19 protein-coding genes are annotated in these 19,247 nt (G+C 62.2%); 16 read left to right on the forward strand and 3 right to left on the reverse strand.

Going from position 1 to position 19,247, the window contains the following annotated elements:
• Positions 1–55: 55 nt before the first annotated feature.
• The gene (locus tag PAF17_RS09400) at positions 56–1,660 is read right to left on the reverse strand and encodes a GMC family oxidoreductase (protein ID WP_271888848.1); all 1,605 of its coding nucleotides are present in this window, start codon (positions 1,658–1,660) and stop codon (positions 56–58) included.
• Positions 1,661–1,782: 122 nt separating this feature from the next.
• On the opposite strand from PAF17_RS09400, the gene PAF17_RS09405 reads away from it, so the two are divergent.
• A complete protein-coding gene (locus PAF17_RS09405; protein WP_271888849.1) occupies positions 1,783–2,514 on the forward strand; it encodes a GntR family transcriptional regulator in 732 nt (243 codons plus the stop codon).
• On the opposite strand, the gene PAF17_RS09410 is transcribed toward PAF17_RS09405, so the two are convergent.
• Positions 2,481–2,723: a potassium transporter TrkG gene (locus PAF17_RS09410; RefSeq protein ID WP_271888850.1), complete on the reverse strand. Its 243-nt coding sequence runs from the start codon at positions 2,721–2,723 to the stop codon at positions 2,481–2,483. The genes PAF17_RS09405 and PAF17_RS09410 overlap by 34 nt on opposite strands.
• A 61-nt stretch (positions 2,724–2,784) precedes the next feature.
• The gene (locus PAF17_RS09415) at positions 2,785–3,111 is read right to left on the reverse strand and encodes a TrkH family potassium uptake protein (protein WP_271888851.1); all 327 of its coding nucleotides are present in this window, start codon (positions 3,109–3,111) and stop codon (positions 2,785–2,787) included.
• A 322-nt stretch (positions 3,112–3,433) separates the two neighbouring features.
• Here PAF17_RS09415 and PAF17_RS09420 point away from each other — a divergent pair, with 322 nt between their 5' ends.
• The 15 genes from PAF17_RS09420 to PAF17_RS09490 all read left to right on the forward strand — a co-directional run bounded on the left by PAF17_RS09420 (position 3,434) and on the right by PAF17_RS09490 (position 19,240).
• On the forward strand, positions 3,434–4,627 hold the full coding sequence (locus PAF17_RS09420) for an MFS transporter (protein WP_271888852.1): 1,194 nt from the start codon (positions 3,434–3,436) through the stop codon (positions 4,625–4,627).
• Positions 4,624–5,784, forward strand: coding sequence for a thiolase family protein (locus PAF17_RS09425; protein WP_271888853.1), 1,161 nt, complete (start codon positions 4,624–4,626; stop codon positions 5,782–5,784). Before PAF17_RS09420 ends, PAF17_RS09425 begins: the two co-directional genes overlap by 4 nt.
• A complete protein-coding gene (locus PAF17_RS09430; protein ID WP_271888854.1) occupies positions 5,781–6,158 on the forward strand; it encodes a Zn-ribbon domain-containing OB-fold protein in 378 nt (125 codons plus the stop codon). The genes PAF17_RS09425 and PAF17_RS09430 overlap by 4 nt, the downstream gene beginning before the upstream one ends.
• Positions 6,148–7,824 carry an acyl-CoA synthetase gene (locus PAF17_RS09435; protein ID WP_271888855.1) on the forward strand — a complete coding sequence of 559 codons (1,677 nt, stop codon included), beginning with the start codon at positions 6,148–6,150 and terminating at the stop codon, positions 7,822–7,824. The genes PAF17_RS09430 and PAF17_RS09435 overlap by 11 nt, the downstream gene beginning before the upstream one ends.
• Before the next feature lie 43 nt (positions 7,825–7,867).
• On the forward strand, positions 7,868–8,713 hold the full coding sequence (locus tag PAF17_RS09440) for a sugar phosphate isomerase/epimerase family protein (protein WP_271888856.1): 846 nt from the start codon (positions 7,868–7,870) through the stop codon (positions 8,711–8,713).
• Entirely contained in the window at positions 8,703–9,248 is a 546-nt protein-coding gene (locus PAF17_RS09445; protein ID WP_271888857.1) for a DAK2 domain-containing protein, read from the forward strand. Before PAF17_RS09440 ends, PAF17_RS09445 begins: the two co-directional genes overlap by 11 nt.
• Positions 9,245–10,276, forward strand: a complete 1,032-nt coding sequence (locus PAF17_RS09450) for a dihydroxyacetone kinase subunit DhaK (RefSeq protein WP_271888858.1) — start codon at positions 9,245–9,247, stop codon at positions 10,274–10,276. The genes PAF17_RS09445 and PAF17_RS09450 overlap by 4 nt, the downstream gene beginning before the upstream one ends.
• Positions 10,273–11,193, forward strand: coding sequence for a tagatose 1,6-diphosphate aldolase (locus tag PAF17_RS09455; RefSeq protein ID WP_271888859.1), 921 nt, complete (start codon positions 10,273–10,275; stop codon positions 11,191–11,193). Before PAF17_RS09450 ends, PAF17_RS09455 begins: the two co-directional genes overlap by 4 nt.
• On the forward strand, positions 11,190–12,659 hold the full coding sequence (locus PAF17_RS09460) for an aldehyde dehydrogenase family protein (RefSeq protein ID WP_271888860.1): 1,470 nt from the start codon (positions 11,190–11,192) through the stop codon (positions 12,657–12,659). The genes PAF17_RS09455 and PAF17_RS09460 overlap by 4 nt, the downstream gene beginning before the upstream one ends.
• 51 nt (positions 12,660–12,710) lie before the next feature.
• Entirely contained in the window at positions 12,711–13,448 is a 738-nt protein-coding gene (locus PAF17_RS09465) for a GntR family transcriptional regulator (RefSeq protein WP_271888861.1), read from the forward strand.
• A gap of 16 nt (positions 13,449–13,464) precedes the next feature.
• A complete protein-coding gene (locus PAF17_RS09470; RefSeq protein ID WP_271888862.1) occupies positions 13,465–14,886 on the forward strand; it encodes an L-fucose/L-arabinose isomerase family protein in 1,422 nt (473 codons plus the stop codon).
• Between the two features lie 71 nt (positions 14,887–14,957).
• On the forward strand, positions 14,958–15,995 hold the full coding sequence (locus PAF17_RS09475; protein ID WP_271888863.1) for an ABC transporter ATP-binding protein: 1,038 nt from the start codon (positions 14,958–14,960) through the stop codon (positions 15,993–15,995).
• Positions 15,996–16,040: 45 nt separating this feature from the next.
• Entirely contained in the window at positions 16,041–17,375 is a 1,335-nt protein-coding gene (locus PAF17_RS09480) for an ABC transporter substrate-binding protein (RefSeq protein WP_271888864.1), read from the forward strand.
• 79 nt (positions 17,376–17,454) lie between these two features.
• Positions 17,455–18,378: an ABC transporter permease gene (locus tag PAF17_RS09485; protein ID WP_089345177.1), complete on the forward strand. Its 924-nt coding sequence runs from the start codon at positions 17,455–17,457 to the stop codon at positions 18,376–18,378.
• Position 18,379: 1 nt separating this feature from the next.
• Positions 18,380–19,240 (forward strand): ABC transporter permease, encoded by an 861-nt coding sequence (locus PAF17_RS09490; RefSeq protein WP_271888865.1) that lies wholly within the window; start codon positions 18,380–18,382, stop codon positions 19,238–19,240.
• The last annotated feature ends 7 nt before the right edge of the window (positions 19,241–19,247 follow it).

The following is a 19,247-nucleotide window of genomic DNA, read 5'->3' on the forward strand; positions in this document are numbered from 1 at the left end:
TCAGGAGCTGTCACGTTACCCGCAGGGGTGACTGTCAGCGCCACTAATGATGGCCTCAGGCGATACTGGCGCCAAGGATGATGGCGGCGGCCTTTTCTGCAATCATGTAGGTGGGCGCATTGGTATTGGCCGAGGTGATCTTTGGCATGATCGAGGCATCGACCACCCGCAGTCCCCGGGTGCCGCGGACCCGCAATTCCGGATCCACCACCGAGGCCTCGTCGCTGCCCATGCGACAGGTGCCGACAAGATGGTAAACCGTGCTCGACATTTGCCGGATCGCGGCAAGGATGTCGTCGTAGCTCTGGTGTTCCGCGCCCGGCACGACCTCCGCCTTCCATCGGTTGGCGAAGGGCGCCTGCCGGTAGAGGTCGCGCACGATACGCACGCCTTCAACCATCACGTCACGGTCACGCTGGGTTGACAGGTAGTTCGGCCGGATCAGCGGATCGCTGGTCGGATCGGTGTCGCGAATGCGGATAGACCCCCGACTTTCCGGGTGGCACTGCCAGAGTGAGGTGGTGAACCCCGAATATCGATGCAGCGGTGTGCCGGGTTTGTCCACTGACAGCGGCATGACGAACAACTGCAGGTCAGGCCGGTCGCCCTCGGCATATTTGGTGCAAAGTGCACCGCCCACCTGTCCAGCACCCACCGTCAGTGGCCCCCGGCTGCGCAACAACCAGTCGAGTCCCATCTGCGCCAGCTTCACTGGGTTGCGCACGTGATCGTTGAGCGAATCTCTGTGGTCTGACAGTTCGACGATGGTGCGCATCTGCAAATGGTCTTGCAGGTTCTCGCCCACTTCGGGGCTGTGGTGGCGCACGGTGATGCCATGTTCGCGCAGGAGCGTTGCCGGGCCAATCCCTGCCAGTTGCAGCAGTTGCGGCGTCTGGACCGACCCGGCCGAAAGTATGACCTCTCCGTCGGTGTGGGCGGTGTGGTCCTGGCCGCCCTGCCGATAGCGCACCCCGCAGACGCGGTCGCCGTCGAACTCCAGCCCGGTGACCGACGCGCGCGTGGCCACGGTCAGGTTGTCCCGCCCTTGTGCCGGGCGCAGGAAGGCGGTGGCCGCGCTGTCGCGCCAGCGGCCGCGCAGGGTCAATTGATAGGCACCGACACCGTGCGCCTCGGCGCCGTTGAAATCGAGGTTCTCGGGCAGGCCCCAATTGCGCGCCGCCGCCAGCCAGTCATCGCAGGCGGGATTGTCGTTGCGCAGGTCCGACACATGCAGCGGGCCATGCGCCCCACGGTACTGCGACTCTGGCCCGTCATAGGTTTCGACGCTGCGAAAATGCTTGAGCACGTCTGCATGGCTCCACCCCGTCGCGCCCAGCCGCTCCCAGTCGTCGAAATCCTGATGCTGCCCACGGATGTAGATCAACCCGTTGATCGAGGACGACCCGCCCAGCACCCGACCGCGCGGGCAGTCCATCCGGCGACCGGCGATGCCCTCGTCGGGTTCAGACCGGTAGAGGTGGCTCACCGCGCCGTTGTAGATCGACTTGAAGTACCCCACCGGCAGCTTCAGCCAGAACCCGCGGTCGGCGCCTCCGGCCTCCAGCAAAAGCACGCTTCGCTTGGGGTCCGCGCTCAGCCGGTTGGCCAGCGTGCAGCCGGCCGTTCCCGCGCCGACGATGATATAGTCGAACCCCTGCATGCTTCCCCACATAGCTATTAAACCTAAAGATCTAACTTTAGGACTAATCGTGAGTCGGAGTTGCGCGCAAGCCTAAAATTCTAAATATAGGTTTTTAGGATCTAGGAAAGGAAAAGACGCAGATGAAAGGCGATCCGTTACGGGACAGCCGGGCCCCGCTTTACCTGCAGATATCCGGCATCCTGCGCGAAAAGATCGCGCGCGGGATCTGGAAGCCAGGCGAGTTTCTGCCGACAGTGGCTGCGCTGGCCGAGGAATACCAAGTCGCCAGAATCACCGTGCGCCAGGCCGTGAAACTGCTGCAGGAGGAAGGTCTGGTCGCACCCCGTCGCGGGCATGGCACCACGGTGCTGACGCCTCCGGAGAAGGCGCGGCCGTTGAATGTGGTGACGCGGCTGGCGGATCTTGTCGACAGCTACCGTGACGACAAGCCGGAACTAGTCCCGCTGGAGGATGGCGAACGCTCGCTGCCCGGCGACCTGCACTTCGGCACGCCCTTCGACGAAGGCTATCACATGATCCGCCGGATGCATGCACGTGACGGACAGATTTACTGCATCATCTCGATCTACCTTGCCCTGCCGATTTTCCTGAAACATGAAACCCGGCTACGCGCAGAACTTGCGCTGCCGGTGCTGTTCGACGAACCGGACATCGATATCGCCAAGGCGCGGCAAACCCTCCAGATCGGCCGCGCCGGGATCGAGATCGCGAACTTGTTGGACCTCAAGATCGGCGATCCCGTCGCTGACGTGCGGCGCATCCTTTGCGACGGCTCTGGCAGCATCATCTACATGGCCGATGTGATCTATCGCGGCGACTACGTGCATCTCGACATGGACCTGCTGGCATGACTGACATCGCGTTCAAGGTCGTCCGCATCACCTGCACGTCCGATATCGTCTAGCTCGCCCGTAGTGCCGCGTGACAAGCCCACTGTTCCGAAGGCAGAGGTCACTTCGAACACCAAGTCGATGAACTGCCCATCATGGTCGATCAGCATAACGAAGATCGCTGTCAAGACCAGCAGTATGGAAACCGTCGTGAGGTCAAGAGCTTTCATCGCCTCGTCCAGTCCGAGGCACCGACCGAAGACGTGCAAGGTGGTTTGACGCCGAAAGAACTCAACCGTGGCAAGTATCCTCGCGCAGGATCAGTCGCTGCGGCATGCCCACCGGAATGCCACGCGCCCCGAGCAGAAGTACCGCAAAGGTCATCAGGCCAGGTCCGCCCAATTGAATAAGCACTGCTATGACCGCTTGCCCGAAGCCGGTGAAGGCGGTGCCGGTATCGGCAAGGACAAGCCCTGTGACGGTCACGGCCGAGGTCGAAGCGAACAGCGCCTCGCCCAGCCCGATATCGCCGTGATGCGAGATCGGCAACCAGAGCAGGATCGCGCCCAGAATGATGAACCCCATGTGAAACAGGGACAGCAGCGCAGGTGGTTGCATCCCGAGGGATGTCTTCCGCCTTTGGCGGTTGCGGAACAGCGCGGGCATCTTCAGAGGCTGGCTGCGAAACCGTGCAGGTCTTTGCGCTGACCCAACAACAACAGCAGGTCATGGCGGGCGTCGGCAGAATTGCCTTGCTTGGCCGGAACGCTTCGAATCATCGCTCATCTGGCGGTCTCAAACCACGCCGTGTCGACCATCCGGGCAATCAAGGCGACGACGTGAGATTTTCGATGGCGAGCAACTGTAAGAATGCCTAGCCAAGAGCCGCAAGTTTTGATACGAACTAATTAGTAGTAACAAATAATGCGGGGAGCGAGGCGTGGTTGCAACTGGTAAAGGCACCGGTCGGGATCTGCGCGCGGATCGCGTCTTCGTCCTGCGTCACGCGGTGGCGCAACTGCTGTTCTGGTCATCCTTCTATTATCTGATGCCTGCACTCTTGCCGCATTTGCTGGCTCAAACTGGTTGGTCTGATGTTGCCGTTTCGGGGGCGATGAGTTCGGGCGTACTGGTCTGGGCGGTTCTGTGCCCCTTTGCAGGTGGCGTTGTGGACCGGGGCGGCGCGGGGCGCGCCATGCGGTTCGCCGGGCTCTGCGGTGCCTTGCTGTTGTTGCTTGCGGCCTGGTCGCAGACCTTCTGGTTCCTTGCGGTGGCGCTTGTGCTGCTGGGCGGACCGATGGCGATGACACTGTATGATCCCTGTTTCAGTCTGATGATCCGCCGTTTCGGTCCCGAAGCCCGCCGCCCGATCACCCTGATCACCCTGATTGCCGGCTTCGCGACACTGTTGATCTTTCCACTGGTCAGCGCTTTGGCGGCGGCGGGGCTTGGTTGGCGCTGGATCGTCGTGATTTTTGCCGTCATCGCCCTGTTTGCAACGGTGATCCTGCCTTCTGATCCACAAGGCGAGGAAAACCAGCAGGCGACTGCCCGCACCCGGCCCGGAACGCAGCAGCGCACGCGCACTATAGCCTTCGGCATGGCTTTTGCGCTGATGATGTTGGCTCATGCCGCGCTGTTGTTCCAGCTGCCCGCGCAACTGGTCGAGGTGCGCGGCCTGTCGGGGGCGCTGGTGCTGCCGATGGTGCTTGGCCCGGCGCAAGTTGCCGGACGGTTGCTGTGGGAGCGGGTGCAGGGCCGGCTGCACTCGGAACCGGCGGCGTTGGTGCTGTTCACGGCGATGTTGTTGCCACCCCTGCTGCTGTTCATAGACGGCGGCATGGGAATAGTGCTGCTGGCGCTGGTGATTCAGGGCGGCTGTTATGGGGTTCTGACGATCCTGCGGCCCTTGTTGGGCGCGCGCTGGCTGCCCGGCCCGGGATTTGCGCACCGGCTGGGCGTGGTCGCGATGATCGGCCTGTTGATGATGGGCGTCGCGCCGACCGTGGCGGCATGGGTCACGTCGGGCTTTGGTTTGCTGGGTTTGCTGGTGCTGGTGCTGGTGGCGGATGGGGCCGGGCTGGCGCTGCTGGCCGGATTCATGCGCCGGTCGCGGCAAGAGGAATGGACATGAGCGATGTGTTGATCGGAGGCGGCGCGATGACTGCCTTCAACCGCCGCAAAGATGGCAGTTCATGGCGCGACTGGTGTCTAGAGGCATTTCATAGTGCGCTGGATGACGCGGGTCTGGTGTCGTGCGATATTGATGCGCTGGTGGTGGCCAGCGAAAGCGACTTCTTTTCGCTGCAACTGAACCCCGCCGCGCTGATCGCCGATGAGCTTGGTCTGCAGGGCATCCGGCTGTTGCGCGCCGAAGGCGGTGGCGCGACCGGACATCTGGCAGTGCAGGCGGGCGCGGCGCTGGTGGCCTCGGGCCAGGCGCGGCGCGTGGCGGTGTTGGGATTCGAGGCTTCGGCCGCGCATCTGGACGGGGCCAGTGTCGGGGCGTTGTACAGCTTGTCTTATGACGCTTGGTCGGAAGGTGCGCTCGGCATTGGCTCGGCCTCGATCTATGCGTTGTCAGCGCTGGCCTTCATGCAGGAGACCGGCGCGACGGCACAGGATTTCGCGCGCGTAGCGGCCCGCAACCGGCAGAATGCGCGACAGAACCACCTGGCCCATCTGCCACTTGATGTCAGCGAGGCGGAAGTGCTGGCTTCGCCGCTGGTGTCTGCGCCTTACCGACGGCTGGATTGTTCACCGCTCAGCGATGGCGCGGCCTGCGTCATTCTGGGGAGCGGTGCAGATCTGCCGCAAAGGTCTGGGAGGGCGCGGCTGGCAGGCATGGCTGTGGCCAATGACCGGGTGCGGCTGGGTGATCGCGCGGCACCGGGTCGCTTTGTTGCCAAGACCGTGGCCATGCGCGCGGCCCTGGCGCAGGCCGGATGCGCCTCCGATGCCATCGGGCTGATCGAGCTGTATGACAGCTTTTCCGGAGCGCAATTGCAGGCGCTGGATGCTCTGGGTCTGACCGATAACGTCCTGACCGCCGAACGCGACGGTTGCTTTGCGGCCGATGGGGCACTGCCGGTCAATCTGTCGGGCGGATTGCTGGGGCAGGGCGCGCCGGTCGGGGCGACCGGCGTGGCGCAGATTTTGGCCGCTGCGCAACAGATCGAGGGGCGCTATCACGGTTGCCGCCCCGCCCAACCGCCCCGATTTGCGCTGGTCGATACGCATGGCGGCATCGCTACCCTTTGCGCGCTGTCGATTCTGGAGGGCAGCGTATGAAGCGCATCCTGCATCTGGATTACGCCCAGCCCACGGGCCGTCTTGCCTCACATTTCGGGGCCTTGGCCAGGGGGAATGCGATGGCCTGGCTATGTGCGGGCTGTGGCCATGTTGCCTTTCCGCCCTCGTTGACCTGCGGTTCTTGCGGTGCGCGCGACGGTGCATGGATCGCGCTGAGCGGGCGGGCCACACTGATACAGCGCAGTGACATGCAGGGTGCGGCCTATGCCCTCGTGCGCTTCGACGGTGCCGATAACGCGGCCTTGGTCCGCCTGAAAAATCCCGAAATCACAACGCAACGCGGCGCGCTGCTGCCGCCTGAAAACGAATCCGGCCTGTGGCTGGAACTGGAGGAGCCCCGCAATGACGACTGATCTGTTCGCTGACTGGAGTGATGACAAACTGGCCGGAATCGGCCTGCGGCGCAGCGACGTGGGGATCGAGATCGATATCCCCGAGAATGCCAATATCTATGCCATGACCGTGGGGCGCCAGCTGGCCGAGGGTCGCGCAAAGGCCCCGGCGATGATCTTTGAACGCGGGGAAAATCAGCTGGAGCATTGGAGCTTTGGCCAGATCGACGCCGCCGCCACCGCGCTGGCCGCGCATTTGCGCAGACTTGGTTATGGACGCGGAGATCCCATTGGGCTGCATACCGGGATGCGCCCGGAAACCGCCATCGCTCATATGGCCGTGTGCAAGCTGGGTGGCGTGGCAGTCACGTTGTCACAGCTTTACGGGCCGGATGCGCTGGCCCATGCGCTGAATCATTGCGGCGCGCGTTGCTTGCTAACCACGGAACCCGGCTGGGAGGGGTTGCGACCCGAGGCAGCGACATTGTTTCCGGCCTTGGAACATGTGCTGGTCTCGGAAAGCACCGGACCCGAGCCCGATCTGCGCGATGTTTTGACCGAACGGGCATCCGAAGGTTTTGTCCCCGAATTTACCGGCGCCGATGATGTGGCGTTGTTGATGTATACCTCTGGCTCGACCGGCATGCCGAAAGGCATCCGCCACGGGCATCGGGTGCTGGCCTCTTACGTGCCTTCGATCAGCCTGTTTTTCGACCTGTCGATGCATGACGACGATGCGGTGTTCTGGTCGCCTTCGGACTGGGCCTGGGTCGGCGGGTTGCTGGACATGCTGTTCCCGGCATGGCTGGCAGGCCGGCCCGTGGTGACATCCGAAGCGCGGTTCAAGGCCGACTGGGCCTATGCCTTCATGGCGCGCCACAAGGTCACGCATACATTTCTGGCCCCCACCGCGATCAAGCGGCTGGCGCAAACCCCCAACCCGCGGCAGGATCACGATCTGGCGCTCCGGGTGATCTGCACTGGCGGCGAGGCGCTGGCTGCCGATACGTTGGCTTGGGCCGAGGACCGTCTGGACGTGGTCTGCAACGAATTCTATGGCATGACCGAAGTCAACCATCTGATCGGGAATTGCGCCCGGCTGTATCCGCGCAAGCCCGGTTCGATGGGGGTGGCCTATCCCGGCCACAAGGTTTGTCTGGTCGATGCCGAGGGGCGCGAGGTGCCGGATGGCGAGCCGGGCGAGATCGTGACCCCGGCGACGGCCCCGACACGCTATCTGGGTTATCTGAACAATGCCGAAAAAGAGGCCGAGCTGCGTCTGGGCGACTGGATGCGGACCCATGATCTGGCGGTGCGCGATAGCGACGGCTATTACTGGTACAAGGGCCGCTCGGACGATCTGATCAAGTCTTCCGGTTTCCGGATCGGCCCGGCAGAGATCGAGGAATGCCTGCTGTCTCATCCCGCCGTGGCCGAAGCTGCGGTGATCGGCAAACCCGATCCCGAGCGCGGTCAGATCGTCAAGGCATTTGTCCGTGCCGCCAGATCCGCCCGGCCTGGTCCCGAACTGGCCAAGGCGTTGCAAGAACATGTCCGCACCCGGTTGGCCCCTTACAAGGCGCCGCGTGAAATCGACTTTGTTGACGGGTTTCAGATGACCTCTTCGGGCAAGATCAACAGAAAATCGCTTCGCGCCCGGGAATCTGCCAATATGGATTTGACATAACAAATTTGTTCCTACTAATATGGAACGCGAGAGGGAGGGTGCGATGATATTCGGAATTCACGCCGGTTTGTGGATGGACAGATGGACGCAGGATCCTGCGCCATTGTTTGATCGCGCCGCGCGCATCGGTTTTGACGCGGTCGAGCTTTCGCTATTGGGCATCGGACCCGACAAGGCCGCCGCCTTGCGCGGGGCTGCCGATGCTGCCGGTGTGGCGCTAAGTTGCTCGACCGGGCTTGGGCCCGAGGCCGATCCGGCCTCGTCTGACCCGGCTGTGCGACACCAGGCCCGCGAGACGCTGGCCCGCGCGATCGAGACCGCCGCTGCGCTGGGTTCCTCTCGTCTCGCGGGCGTGGTTGCCGCACCCTGGGGACTGTTCGATCCGGCCAACAAACCTGACCGCGCCAAACGGTCCGCCGAGACGCTGGGACAGATGCAGGATCATCTGGCGCAGCATGGTGTCACCCTGGGGATCGAAGCGCTGAACCGGTTTGAATCCGACCTCACCAGCACTGCCGCCGAAGCCTGCGCCATTGCCCGCGCCAGCGGTGCCGCCAATGTAGGTGTGCTGCTGGACAGCTTCCACATGAATATCGAGGAAAAGGACCCGCCTGCCGCTCTGCGTGCTGCCGGGGAAACCTTGGTGCATTACCACGTGTCCGACAATGATCGGGGCGTGCCGGGCAGCGGTCGTTATGATTTTGCCGCTGATGCGCGAGCGCTGGCTGAGATTGGTTACCTGGGCTGGGTCGTCGCGGAAATGTTCGTGCGCGCCGGTCAGCCGACCAGCGCCGATCTGCATATCTGGCGCGATATCGAGTCGGATGCAGACAGGGCTGCGGCTGCGGCGTTGGCTCATATGAAGGAGGTATTTGCAGATGTCGGCTGAGCGATATTTCAACGCCTTGCGCAATAAGGTCGCGGGCGAGATGGCCCAGCTGAACGCGCTGGACGCCGCACTTGGCGATGGCGATCACGGCACCACGCTGCTGCGCGGGCTGACCAGCGCGGCCCAGGCTGCGGATGGCAGGCGTGCCAAGGCTTTCATGCGGGCATCGGGCGGGGCATCGGGAACGCTGTTCGGTTTGGTGCTGCATGAGATCGAGCAACATCTGGAGACCGGGGCCGATCTGGGTGACGGACTGGCACGTGCCGAGGCCCGGATCCGCGATTTGGGGCAGGTCAAGCCCGGCGACAAGAGCATGATCGACGCGCTGTCACCAGCAGCTCGGGCCCTGCGGGACGGCGATCTGAGGGCGGCGGTTGCTGCGGCCGGGGCGGGGCGGGATGCCACTGTCGAGATGATCGCCCGGCGCGGACGGGCGCAATATGTCGAAGGCGGCGGGCAGGGTCACATGGACCCCGGCGCCGTGTCCCTGACGATGATGTTGGCCCTGCTGGCCGAAACCGAGGCTGCCGCATGAAGAAATTGTTCAACAGTCCGGAAACCATGGTTGATGACATGATCGACGGTTTTGTCGAGGCCTATCCTCAGGTGCGGCGCGGCGCGATTGATCCGCGTGTGGTGGTGCGTCGTCGTGACGCCAAGAACCCTGATGAAAAGGTCACACTGCTGATCGGCAATGGCGCGGGGCATGAGCCGATTGCCATGGGCTTTGTCGGGCAGGGATTGCTGGATGCCAATGTGGTGGGCGATGTCTTTGCCGCGCCCTCGGCCGATCTGATTCTTGATGGCGTGCGCGAGGTTACCGGCAAGGCCGGGTCCATCCTGCTGATCTCGCAGCATTCCGGCGATGTCATCAATGGTCGCGCAGCCACGATGTTGGCCGAGGAAGACGGGCTGACTGTGCTGCCACTGCTGATGTATGACGATATTTCCGCCGCTCCACCCGAGCGTCGGCAGGACCGGCGCGGCGCGCCCGGCACGATGTTCATCTACAAGATCCTTGGCGCGGCTGCCGAGGAAGGCACGGATCAGGCTACGCTGATGCGCCTTGGCGAAGAGGTGCGCGACCGTACGGTGACGCTGGCTGCGGCACTCTCTCCCGGCATTTCGCCGTTGACCGGCCTGCCGATGTTCTCGCTGCCGGATGACGAGATCTATCTGGGTATGGGCGTGCATGGCGAACCGGGTGTCGGGCGGGTCAAGACCGGTCCAGTGCGCGGACTGGTGGTCGAGATGATCGCCCGCCTTTTGGAGGATCGCCCGATTGCCGAGGGCGGCCGCGCTGCGGTAATAATCAATGGCATGGGCGGTACCACACAGATGGAGCTGTTGACCGTCTGGCGCGAAACCGCCGCCGAGCTGCGCCGTCGCGGCATCACGCCGCTGGCGCCGATGGTGGGCAGCTATGTCACCACACAGGAAATGGGCGGCTTCTCGATTTCACTGCTTGAGCCAGAGGATGAGATGCTGCGCCTGTGGTGTGCGCCTCAGGACAGTCCTGCCTTTCCCGAAATTCACATGATCCCCGAGGATGACCAGAAATGACCGACATTCCCTTGAGCAAGCGCCGTCCGATCCATGGCGTCGCGGTCGATCAGGGCAGCGGTCTGGCTGCCGCCCTGCGTGAGGCTCGTGGTGCTGCGGCGCGTGATGATGATCTGTTCCTCTTCAAGCAGCTTGTGGCCCGCACCATGAGCACCGAGGCCACGACCCTGTTGGTGGATGCCCAATACGGGCGGGCCTTGCTGCCCGAGATCGCAACGTCCTGCCTGCCGATGCTGGCCTTCGAAGCCGATGTCTACAAGATCGTCAATGACGACCGCATCACCGTTCTGCCCGATAATCTGCAAGTGGCGGATTATCCTGCCTTGGGCGTCGATGTGCTGAAATTCTTTCTGTATTACGGCCCCAATGACGATCCCCGGATCAATGATCGCAAACATAAGCTGGTGCAGCAGATCGGCGAGCAATGCCGCGAACATGGCATCAGCTTCCTGTTCGAGCCAATCGTCTATGACCGGGCCATCCCTGACAGTGCATCGGCCGAATTCGCGGATCGGAAACCGGACCTGGTCGCTCGCGCCACGCGCATTTTTGCCCAGCCTGAATTCAATATCGCCATCCTCAAGGTCGAATTGCCGGTCAATCTCGATTTTGTCGAAGGGATCGGCACGGCCCGGATGAGCCGGAATGACGCCGAGGCCGCCTTCCGCAATGCCGCTGAAGCTGCCGGTGATGTGCCGCTGCTCTATCTCAGCGCGGGGGTCACATTTGAACAGTTCGAGGCGGGGCTGAAATTGGCGCGCGCGGCAGGTGTGAATATGGCCGGTTTCATGTGCGGTCGGGCGATCTGGTCGGATGCCATCGCGGTCTTTGGTGCCGAAGGGCCGGAAGCTGCCGAGCGCTGGATGGCCGATGAGGGCCTGCGCCGATTGCGCCTTCTGGGCGAGGCACTGGCATGACGATGATCCCGCTTTTACCCGAAGTTGCCGCCTTTCTGGACAGGGTGCAAGGTTTGCGCATCGCGGATGCGCGGGTCGACAGCGAAATCACGATTCCGGTCGAAAACCCCTCGACCGGCGCGCGGCTGGCCTGCGTGGCCGGTGCATCTGCCGCCGATGTGGACAGCGCGGTCGCTGCTGCCCGCACGGCGTTGTCGGGGCCATGGGGGCGAATGATGCCCCATGATCGCGGACAGCTGATCGTGCGGCTGGCCGATGCCATCGAAGATCGCAAGGCGGTGTTCGGGCAATTGGACGCGCTGGACAATGGCAAGCCCTTTGCCGTGGCGCGGGATGTCGATGCCGTCTGGTCGGCGCGCCATTTCCGTTATTTCGCGGGCTGGCCCGACAAGATCGAGGGCGCGACCATTCCGGTCTCGACGCCGGGGCGGTTCAACTACACAAGGATCGAGCCGGTCGGTGTCTGCGGATTGATCACGCCCTGGAACTATCCGACGTTGATGATGGCCTGGAAGCTGGCACCTGCGTTGGCGGCGGGCAACACGGTGGTGCTGAAGCCGGCGGAACAGACGCCGCTCAGCGCGCTCTATCTGGCCGATCTGGCGCTGGAACTGGGCTTTCCGCCGGGTGTGGTGAATGTCATTCCCGGTTATGGACAAGAAGCCGGTGCCGCGCTTGCCGCGCATCCGGGCGTAGACAAGATCGGCTTTACCGGCTCGACCGAAACCGGCCGCCGGATCGTGCAGGCCTCGGCAGGTAATCTCAAGAAAGTCTCGCTGGAACTGGGTGGCAAGGCCGCCAATATCATCTTTGACGATGCCGATCTGGCGCGCGCCATCCCCGGAGCCTTCTGGGCGCTGTTTGGCAATAACGGCCAGTCTTGCACCGCAGGTGCACGGCTGTATGTTCAACGCCCGTTGCTGGAGCGCGTGACCGAGGCGCTGGCCGACATGGCGCGTGGCCTTAGCGTCGGGCCGGGCATGGCGGCCAGCGGGCATGACCTTGGGCCGGTGATCTCGTCGCCGCAGATGGAAAAGGTGCTGGGCTATATCGCGAGCGCGCGAGAGGAAGGGGCAGAAATCTGCGCCGGTGGCGCGCGGCAGGGCGAGGCGGGTTATTTCGTGCAGCCTACGGTGTTGGGTGCTGTGCAGGATCAGATGCGGGTGGCCCGCGAAGAAATCTTTGGTCCGGTGCTTTGCGTGCTGCCCTTTGACGAAGAAGACGAGGTTCTGGCCCGCGCCAATGACACGATCTACGGGTTGGCAGCAGGCTGTTGGACGGAAAACCTTGGCCGCGCCAATCGCATGGCCGCCGGCCTGCGCGCCGGCACGATCTGGACCAATTGCTGGGGTGACACCGATGCGGCCTCGCCTTTTGGCGGCATGGGGCAAAGCGGTTACGGGCGCGAAATGGGGCGCGAGGCACTGGCGCTTTATTCTCAGACCAAGAGCGTCTGGCAGGGCTGAGCAATGCGTGATTTGATGCAATCAATTCGACGTATCAAAAAAGGTTAAGCGATGAATATGCGCCCAGCTGCGAAATATCAGATTGTCCATGACGAATTGCTGCGTCGCCTGAAGGCGGGAATGTATTCCGTCGGCACGCGTTTGCCCTCGGAAGAGGCGCTGGCGCAGTCCTTTGGGGTCAGTCGGGTCACGGCCCGGCGGGCCTTGGAAATACTGGTCGATGCGGGCTATCTGATTTCGCGTCAGGGCAGCGGCTATCTGGTCAATACGCTTTCGCCGCCGGAAACCACCTGCCTGACCTCGTTCACCGATATGATGCTGCGCGAAGGTCGGGTGCCGGGTGCGCGGCTGATCGAGATACGTGAACAGGACCCGACACCACCTGTCGAGGTGACCGAACTGTTTGAGGAACCCGTGGCGCTGATCCGGCGTTTGCGGACTGTGGATGGCGCGCCGAAGCTGCTGGTCAATACCTGGCTGCCCAGCAGGCTGGTGCCGGGTCTCAGTGCCGACGATTTTCCCGAGGAAGGACAGGATCAGTCGATCCTGCGGATCCTGACCGAGCGTTTTCATATCGACTGGGGCCGGGCCTGCGAGACAGTTGATTCCTGTGCCGCACCGGCGGACGCCGCCCAGTGGCTCGGGATCAAGCCCGACACGCCTATCCTGTCTCAGGCTTGCACCGCCTTTGATGATGACCAGAAGCCGGTGTTTTTCGACCAAGTATATCGGGTCAGCCCCATCACCTACAATCTCGTCGGATCGCGGCGCCAAGCCGATCCTGCCTGAACCGAAGGAAATACCCATGACCCTTGTTGTCGGCCTCATCAAAGCATCCCTGCCGAGTTATTTTCCCCAGCGCCACGGAGTCTTTGATGACGCGCTGGCGGCGGTGGAAAAGATCGCGGCCATGACGGGCGCGCGACTTGTCGAGGCACCCGGCGTGCCGATGAACGGTGCCGAGGCACAAGGGGCGCTGGATCATTGTCGGGGGCAGGGGGCGGATTTCATCCTGTTGCTGCATGGCGGTTTTACGATGGGCGATGTGGCGCGCCAGATCGCGTTGTCTGGCCTGCCGATGGGGGTTTGGGCAACACCCGAGCCTGGCCATGAAGGTGATATCCAGCTGAACAATTTCGTCTCGCTGAACATGAGCATGTCCATCGCCCGTGGTGTGCGCGATCTGCGCAAGGCTCCGGTGCAATGGTATTTCGGCGCGCCGGACGACATTGCGTTGCAGGCCCGGTTGGGGCGCAGTTTCCGCGCGCTTTCGGCCAAAGTGGCACTGCGTGATGCACGGATCGGGGTGATCGGCGGACTGGCCCCGACCTTTTACAATATGGATATTTCCGCCGACACGCTGAAAGTCGTGACGGGGGCAGAGCCGGTGCATGTGGATATGTGCCGGCTGACCGCTCGGATGAAAAATTGCGCCTATGACAGCGTACAGCGCGAAGTGGCGGCCATGGCCGCGCGGGCCGAGATTCACGGCGTGTCCGATGAGCAGATGGCACTGACGGCCCAAGCCGCGCTGGCTCTGCGCGAAATCGTGGCGCAAGAGGGCTTTGCCGGTTTGGCGGTCTCGGACTGGCCGGCCTTGCAGGAAGACCCCGGAATGCATCCCGGCGCGGCATTCAGCTGGCTGGAAGAGGTAGACAATCTTCCACTGGCCTCGGAAGGCGATGTGTTGGGCACGGTGACACAGATCGTCACGCGCGCGCTGACCGGCCGGGTCGGCAGTTTGTTGGACATGACTTCGCCACAATTGGCCAGTGACCGCATCCTGATGTGGCATGGCGGCGGCGGCCCCTTGTATATGGGAGGCCCGGAGGCCGCTTGGGTCAATCACCCGATGATCGGCCGGGGCACGTCCGAAGGGCCGCGTTTCGGGGCCATTGCCGATTTCGTCTTTCCCGACGGTCCCTGTACTGTGCTGCGCGTGGCGCGCAGCGGCACGGCGGCCTTCGGTTTCGAAGGCATGTTGCGGGCCGAAGAAGAGTCGGGCTTTACCGGCTGCCGGGGCTGGGTCACTGATTTTCACAGCACCAAGGGGCGTCACAGCGCAGGCGATATCGTGACCTCGGTGATGGAACACGGGTTGGAACATCACTTCGTTCTGGTGCCTGGATCCTTCCATCGTGACTTTCAGGAATTCGCCGCATGGATGGCCATGATCCCTCTGGACATCATCGCCGAACATGACGGCTTGCCCACCGGTATCTGTTGACAGACAGGCGGCACCGTGTAAAATTTGTAGATACTAATTAGGCAATACAAATTGTCTAAAGGGAGGCCAATGTGACCAAGGTTCAGCTCAATGCCGTTCGCAAGCAGTTCGGTGCATTCGTGGCGATCGAGAATATCGATCTGGACATCGAATCCGGAGAACTGGTGGCGCTGCTTGGTCCGTCGGGCTGCGGCAAGACGACGACGCTGCGCATGATCGCCGGACTGGAACGCCCCAGCGCCGGCGCGATCCTGTTTGACGGCAAGGACGTGTCCGAACAGCCGGTCCAGGACCGCAATGTCGGCATGGTCTTTCAGCGCTACGCGTTGTTTCCGCATATGACCGTGGAAAAGAATGTCACATTCGGGCTGAGCGTGCGGGGCACTCCACGGGAAGAAATCGGTGCACGGTTGGAAGAAATCCTTGATGTCGTGCAACTGACGCAGTTCCGGCACCGTTTTCCGGCGCAGCTTTCAGGCGGGCAGATGCAGCGGGTTGCGATTGCGCGGACATTGATCACCAAGCCCTCGGTGTTGATGATGGATGAACCACTGGCCAATCTGGATACCAAGCTGCGGGGCGAGATGCGCCGCTTCATACGCGATCTTCAGCAGCGATTTGGCATCACCACCATCTTCGTTACCCATGATCAGGTCGAGGCGATGGAGCTGGCCGATCGCGTGGCGGTAATCTTCAACGGCCATCTGGCGCAATATGACGCGCCCGCCAAGCTGTATCAGCAGCCCGCCAGTCTGGACGTCGCCGATTTCATGGGGGCCAGCAATATCGTGCCCGGACGCATGAAATCTGACGATCTTGTGGAAACCGCCATTGGCGAAATTCGGGTTGCACCGCGCGCAGGGTTCGAAACCGGCAAAGATGTGCAGGTCATGTTGCGCGGAGAAGCGGTTGACCTGTTGACCGATCCGCCCGCGCAGGGTGGTGTCGCGGGCCGGGTGGTGGCCCGCGATTTCTTCGGGGCCAGCGTCAATTACAGCGTTGATTGCGGCACACATCAGATCACAGTCAGCGAACAGGCGCGGCGTTTGGTGGATGTCGGCACGTCGGTCCGGCTGAATATCGATCCCGAAAGGGTTTGGCTTCTTTGACGAGAACGGCTTTGCCGAAAACAAGAAATCTTTGGGAGGAGAACCATGAAGATCACTGCAATCTACACGAGCCTGCTTGCGCTTGTCGCAGCCGGGGCCGTGAATGCCGATACGGCGCAGTTTCGCGAAGCGTTTCTGGCCGGGGAGGTCGATTGGGCTGCCGTCGAAGCGCGGGCCAAGGATGAAGGCAGCGTCAATCTGTATTACTGGGGCGGTTCCGACCTGCTGAATGTCTGGATGGACCGGGTCGTGGCCCCGGCGCTGGAAGGCCAGGGCGTCGAACTGAACCCGGTGCGTATCACCAGCACCAAGGATGCGGTCGATCTGGTTCTGGCCGAACAGAATGCCGGTGCCAGCGAAGGCAGCGTCGACATGATCTGGCTCAATGGCGAGAACTTTGCCACGCTCAAGCGACAGGACGCGCTGTTTGGCAGCTTTGCGCCGCTGCTGCCGAATGCGGCCAATCTTGAATGGAATCCCGAGGATGAACGCTCGGTCCTGAACCTGCGGGATTTCGGGGTCGAGACGGGGGGCGCCGAAGTTCCCTGGTCGGGTGAGCAATATGTCTGCGCCTATAATTCCGACCGCGTGGCGGCAGAGAATGTGCCTTCGACCTTCGAGGCGCTGCGCAGCTATCTGGAAGAAAACCCCGGCAAGTTCACGTATATCAAGCCACCGCATTACATCGGCAATACCTTCGTACAAGAGGCGATCTACGCGCTTAATCCCGATGGCACCGGCGCGGAGCCTTTTCAGCAATCCTCTGATCAGATCCCGGCTGCGGAACTGGCGCGGCTGATTACGCCGGGCATGGAGTATCTGCGCGATCTGGAGCCGCTATTGCTGGATGCCGCTGGCGGATCGCCGCGCTATCCCGAAGACAATGCTGCGCTGGACGGGCTGTTCCTGAATGGCGAAGTGGATTTCAGCTGCACCTTTGGCCTTTATTCCGTGGCGACAGGGCTGGCCACTGGGTCCTATCCAGAGGCGGCGCAGCAATTCGTCTTTCCTGAAGGCCATATGATCAAGAACAAGAACTATCTGGCGATTCCGGTGAATGCTCCGCATCCGGCCGCATCGCTTGTTCTGGCCAACTGGATGACCTCGGTCGAAGCGCAGGCCTCCAAGTTGCAACAGACCGGGATGCCCTCGGGTATCGACATCTGGAAGCTGGACGAAGCGGGCGCCAAGGCGATTGCCGAGGCATCGCCGGGGCTGGTCGGTGTCGATCAGGCAACGCTTGATGCCAATGCCGCACCCGATACCAATGCCACGCTGGTCGATGTGATCGAGGCGACCTGGCTGGAATATATCGAACGCGACAGCTCGGACCCGATCGAGACGATCGTGACCCGTGCCTATGAAAATCTGACGAAGTAATTCGCCTTTCGGGCCGTCCTGCATCCTTGTCCGACAGGGCGGCCATCCTTCTCTTATCTCTATTCTTTCGGAGGCCCGGATGTCTGTTTCATCGCCGCCTGCCCCCAGTGCAAGGCTGACCGCGCGTGAGCGCCGCACCCGGTTCTGGCAGATGGTCCAGCTTATGCCGATCATGGCCATTCTGGTGCTGTTGTTCGGCGGCGCGCTGGTGCTGGCGATCCTGCAATCGCTGGGTTTCGCACCCTGGTTCGGGGTGAATACCTTTCCCGATTTCAGCTATTTCGGGGCGCTTTGGGGGTCTTCGACCTTCTGGGCTTCGCTGGGGCTGACGCTGTATTATGCGACGGTTTCCACCGTGCTGGCGCTGATCCTTGGTATTCTTCTGGCCTTGGCGCTGGTGAAAACCTTTCCCAGCAAGACCTTCTACAAGTATCTCTACAAGCTGCCGCTGATGATCCCCTATACGGTCGGCATCGCGCTGGCGGTGCTGATGCTGTCCAATGGCGGGATGCTGTCGCGTCTGGCGGCCTTTTTCGGGATGATCGACGATCCCTCGCAATTTCCGCAGATCCTGAAAACCCATTACGGCTGGGGCATCATTGCGGTCTATGTCTGGAAACAGACCCCGTTCATCACGCTGGCCGTTTATGCGGTTCTGCTGGGCATCGGGCGTGAAACCGAAGAGGCGGCTGCAATCCTTGGGGCCAGCCGGCGCACGATCTTTTTCCGGGTGACCCTGCCCCAGATCCTGCCGGGCGTGGTGTCCTCGACGCTGATCTGCTTTGCCTTCAATGTCGGCGCCTTCGAAGCGCCCTTCATTCTGGGCGGCGGTTTCCCCGATACGCTGCCGGTGGTGGCATGGCGCTATTTCAATGACGCCGACTACACCTTGCAGCTTCAGGGCATGGCGACGGTGGTATCCATCGGACTGGTCGCCGGGGTGATCCTGTTTGGCTATCTCGCGGCCTATCGCCGCTATGAACGACGCATGGGACGGAACTGACATGGCAAAGAAATTCAATATCGCATTGTCCAGCCGGCTGTCGCCGTTCCAGAAATTCTATCTGCTGGTGATCGCAGGGTTCATCCTTGGCCCCTTCATCCCGCTGGTCATCCAGAGTTTTGCCTTCCGTTGGGCCTGGCCCGATCTGTTGCCGGGTACATGGTGGCTGGAGCAACGCGAAAAGGCGATGGCGCCGCTGGCCTGGGACTATGTCCTGTCGCCTTATAGTCGCGTCTGGGAGGCAACGGTCAACACCGTGTTCATCGGCACGATCGTCACGGCGATCTGTCTGGCGATCTGCCTGCCTGCCGCCCGCGTTCTGGCGCGCGAAAAGTTCCGGGGCAAAAGTGCCTTCGAGTTCTTTTTGTCGCTGCCTCTGATCGTGCCTGAGGCGGCCATCGGCATCGCCCTGTTGATGATGTTCATTCGGCTGGGGCTGGCGGGCAGCTATGTCGGCATCATCCTTGCCCATCTTATCCCCACGATCCCCTATATGGTGCGGATGCTGACCGCCGTTTATCAGGGGCTAGGCCGCGATTTCGAGGAACAGGCGATGATCCTTGGCGCCAACCGCTGGCAGGTGCTGCGCCTTGTGACACTGCCCATGCTGCTTCCCGGTGTGGTGGCGGGTGCGCTGTTCACCTTTCTGGTATCGACCAATATCTTCCTGCTGACCTTCTTTCTGGGGCAGGGCCAGATCGTCACCCTGCCGACGCTGCTGTTCTCGAAGATCGCGGGCGGCACGCTGGATGCCTCGGCGGCAGGCATCACTCTGATTGTGACCCTGCCGGGGATCATTCTTCTCATCATTTCGGAACGCTTCATCAAGGAAGAGGCGTTCGGCAAGGGCTTTGGAAATTAAGGAGACG

It is taken from the genome of Paracoccus onchidii (assembly GCF_028294535.1).
In the GTDB taxonomy this organism is placed as follows: domain Bacteria; phylum Pseudomonadota; class Alphaproteobacteria; order Rhodobacterales; family Rhodobacteraceae; genus Paracoccus; species Paracoccus onchidii.

Excerpts from the sequence above, each read along its gene's own strand:
- PAF17_RS09485 (WP_089345177.1), top strand. The coding sequence starts at position 17,455 with ATGTCTGTTTCATCGCCGCCTGCCCCCAGTGCAAGGCTGACCGCGCGT.
- PAF17_RS09480 (WP_271888864.1), top strand. The coding sequence starts at position 16,041 with ATGAAGATCACTGCAATCTACACGAGCCTGCTTGCGCTTGTCGCAGCC.
- PAF17_RS09470 (WP_271888862.1), top strand. The coding sequence starts at position 13,465 with ATGACCCTTGTTGTCGGCCTCATCAAAGCATCCCTGCCGAGTTATTTT.
- PAF17_RS09430 (WP_271888854.1), top strand. The coding sequence starts at position 5,781 with ATGAAGCGCATCCTGCATCTGGATTACGCCCAGCCCACGGGCCGTCTT.
- PAF17_RS09465 (WP_271888861.1), top strand. The coding sequence starts at position 12,711 with ATGAATATGCGCCCAGCTGCGAAATATCAGATTGTCCATGACGAATTG.
- PAF17_RS09440 (WP_271888856.1), top strand. The coding sequence starts at position 7,868 with ATGATATTCGGAATTCACGCCGGTTTGTGGATGGACAGATGGACGCAG.
- PAF17_RS09455 (WP_271888859.1), top strand. The coding sequence starts at position 10,273 with ATGACCGACATTCCCTTGAGCAAGCGCCGTCCGATCCATGGCGTCGCG.
- PAF17_RS09415 (WP_271888851.1), bottom strand. The coding sequence starts at position 3,111 with ATGCAACCACCTGCGCTGCTGTCCCTGTTTCACATGGGGTTCATCATT.
- PAF17_RS09460 (WP_271888860.1), top strand. The coding sequence starts at position 11,190 with ATGACGATGATCCCGCTTTTACCCGAAGTTGCCGCCTTTCTGGACAGG.
- PAF17_RS09405 (WP_271888849.1), top strand. The coding sequence starts at position 1,783 with ATGAAAGGCGATCCGTTACGGGACAGCCGGGCCCCGCTTTACCTGCAG.
- PAF17_RS09425 (WP_271888853.1), top strand. The coding sequence starts at position 4,624 with ATGAGCGATGTGTTGATCGGAGGCGGCGCGATGACTGCCTTCAACCGC.
- PAF17_RS09450 (WP_271888858.1), top strand. The coding sequence starts at position 9,245 with ATGAAGAAATTGTTCAACAGTCCGGAAACCATGGTTGATGACATGATC.
- PAF17_RS09490 (WP_271888865.1), top strand. The coding sequence starts at position 18,380 with ATGGCAAAGAAATTCAATATCGCATTGTCCAGCCGGCTGTCGCCGTTC.
- PAF17_RS09435 (WP_271888855.1), top strand. The coding sequence starts at position 6,148 with ATGACGACTGATCTGTTCGCTGACTGGAGTGATGACAAACTGGCCGGA.
- PAF17_RS09400 (WP_271888848.1), bottom strand. The coding sequence starts at position 1,660 with ATGCAGGGGTTCGACTATATCATCGTCGGCGCGGGAACGGCCGGCTGC.
- PAF17_RS09445 (WP_271888857.1), top strand. The coding sequence starts at position 8,703 with ATGTCGGCTGAGCGATATTTCAACGCCTTGCGCAATAAGGTCGCGGGC.
- PAF17_RS09410 (WP_271888850.1), bottom strand. The coding sequence starts at position 2,723 with ATGAAAGCTCTTGACCTCACGACGGTTTCCATACTGCTGGTCTTGACA.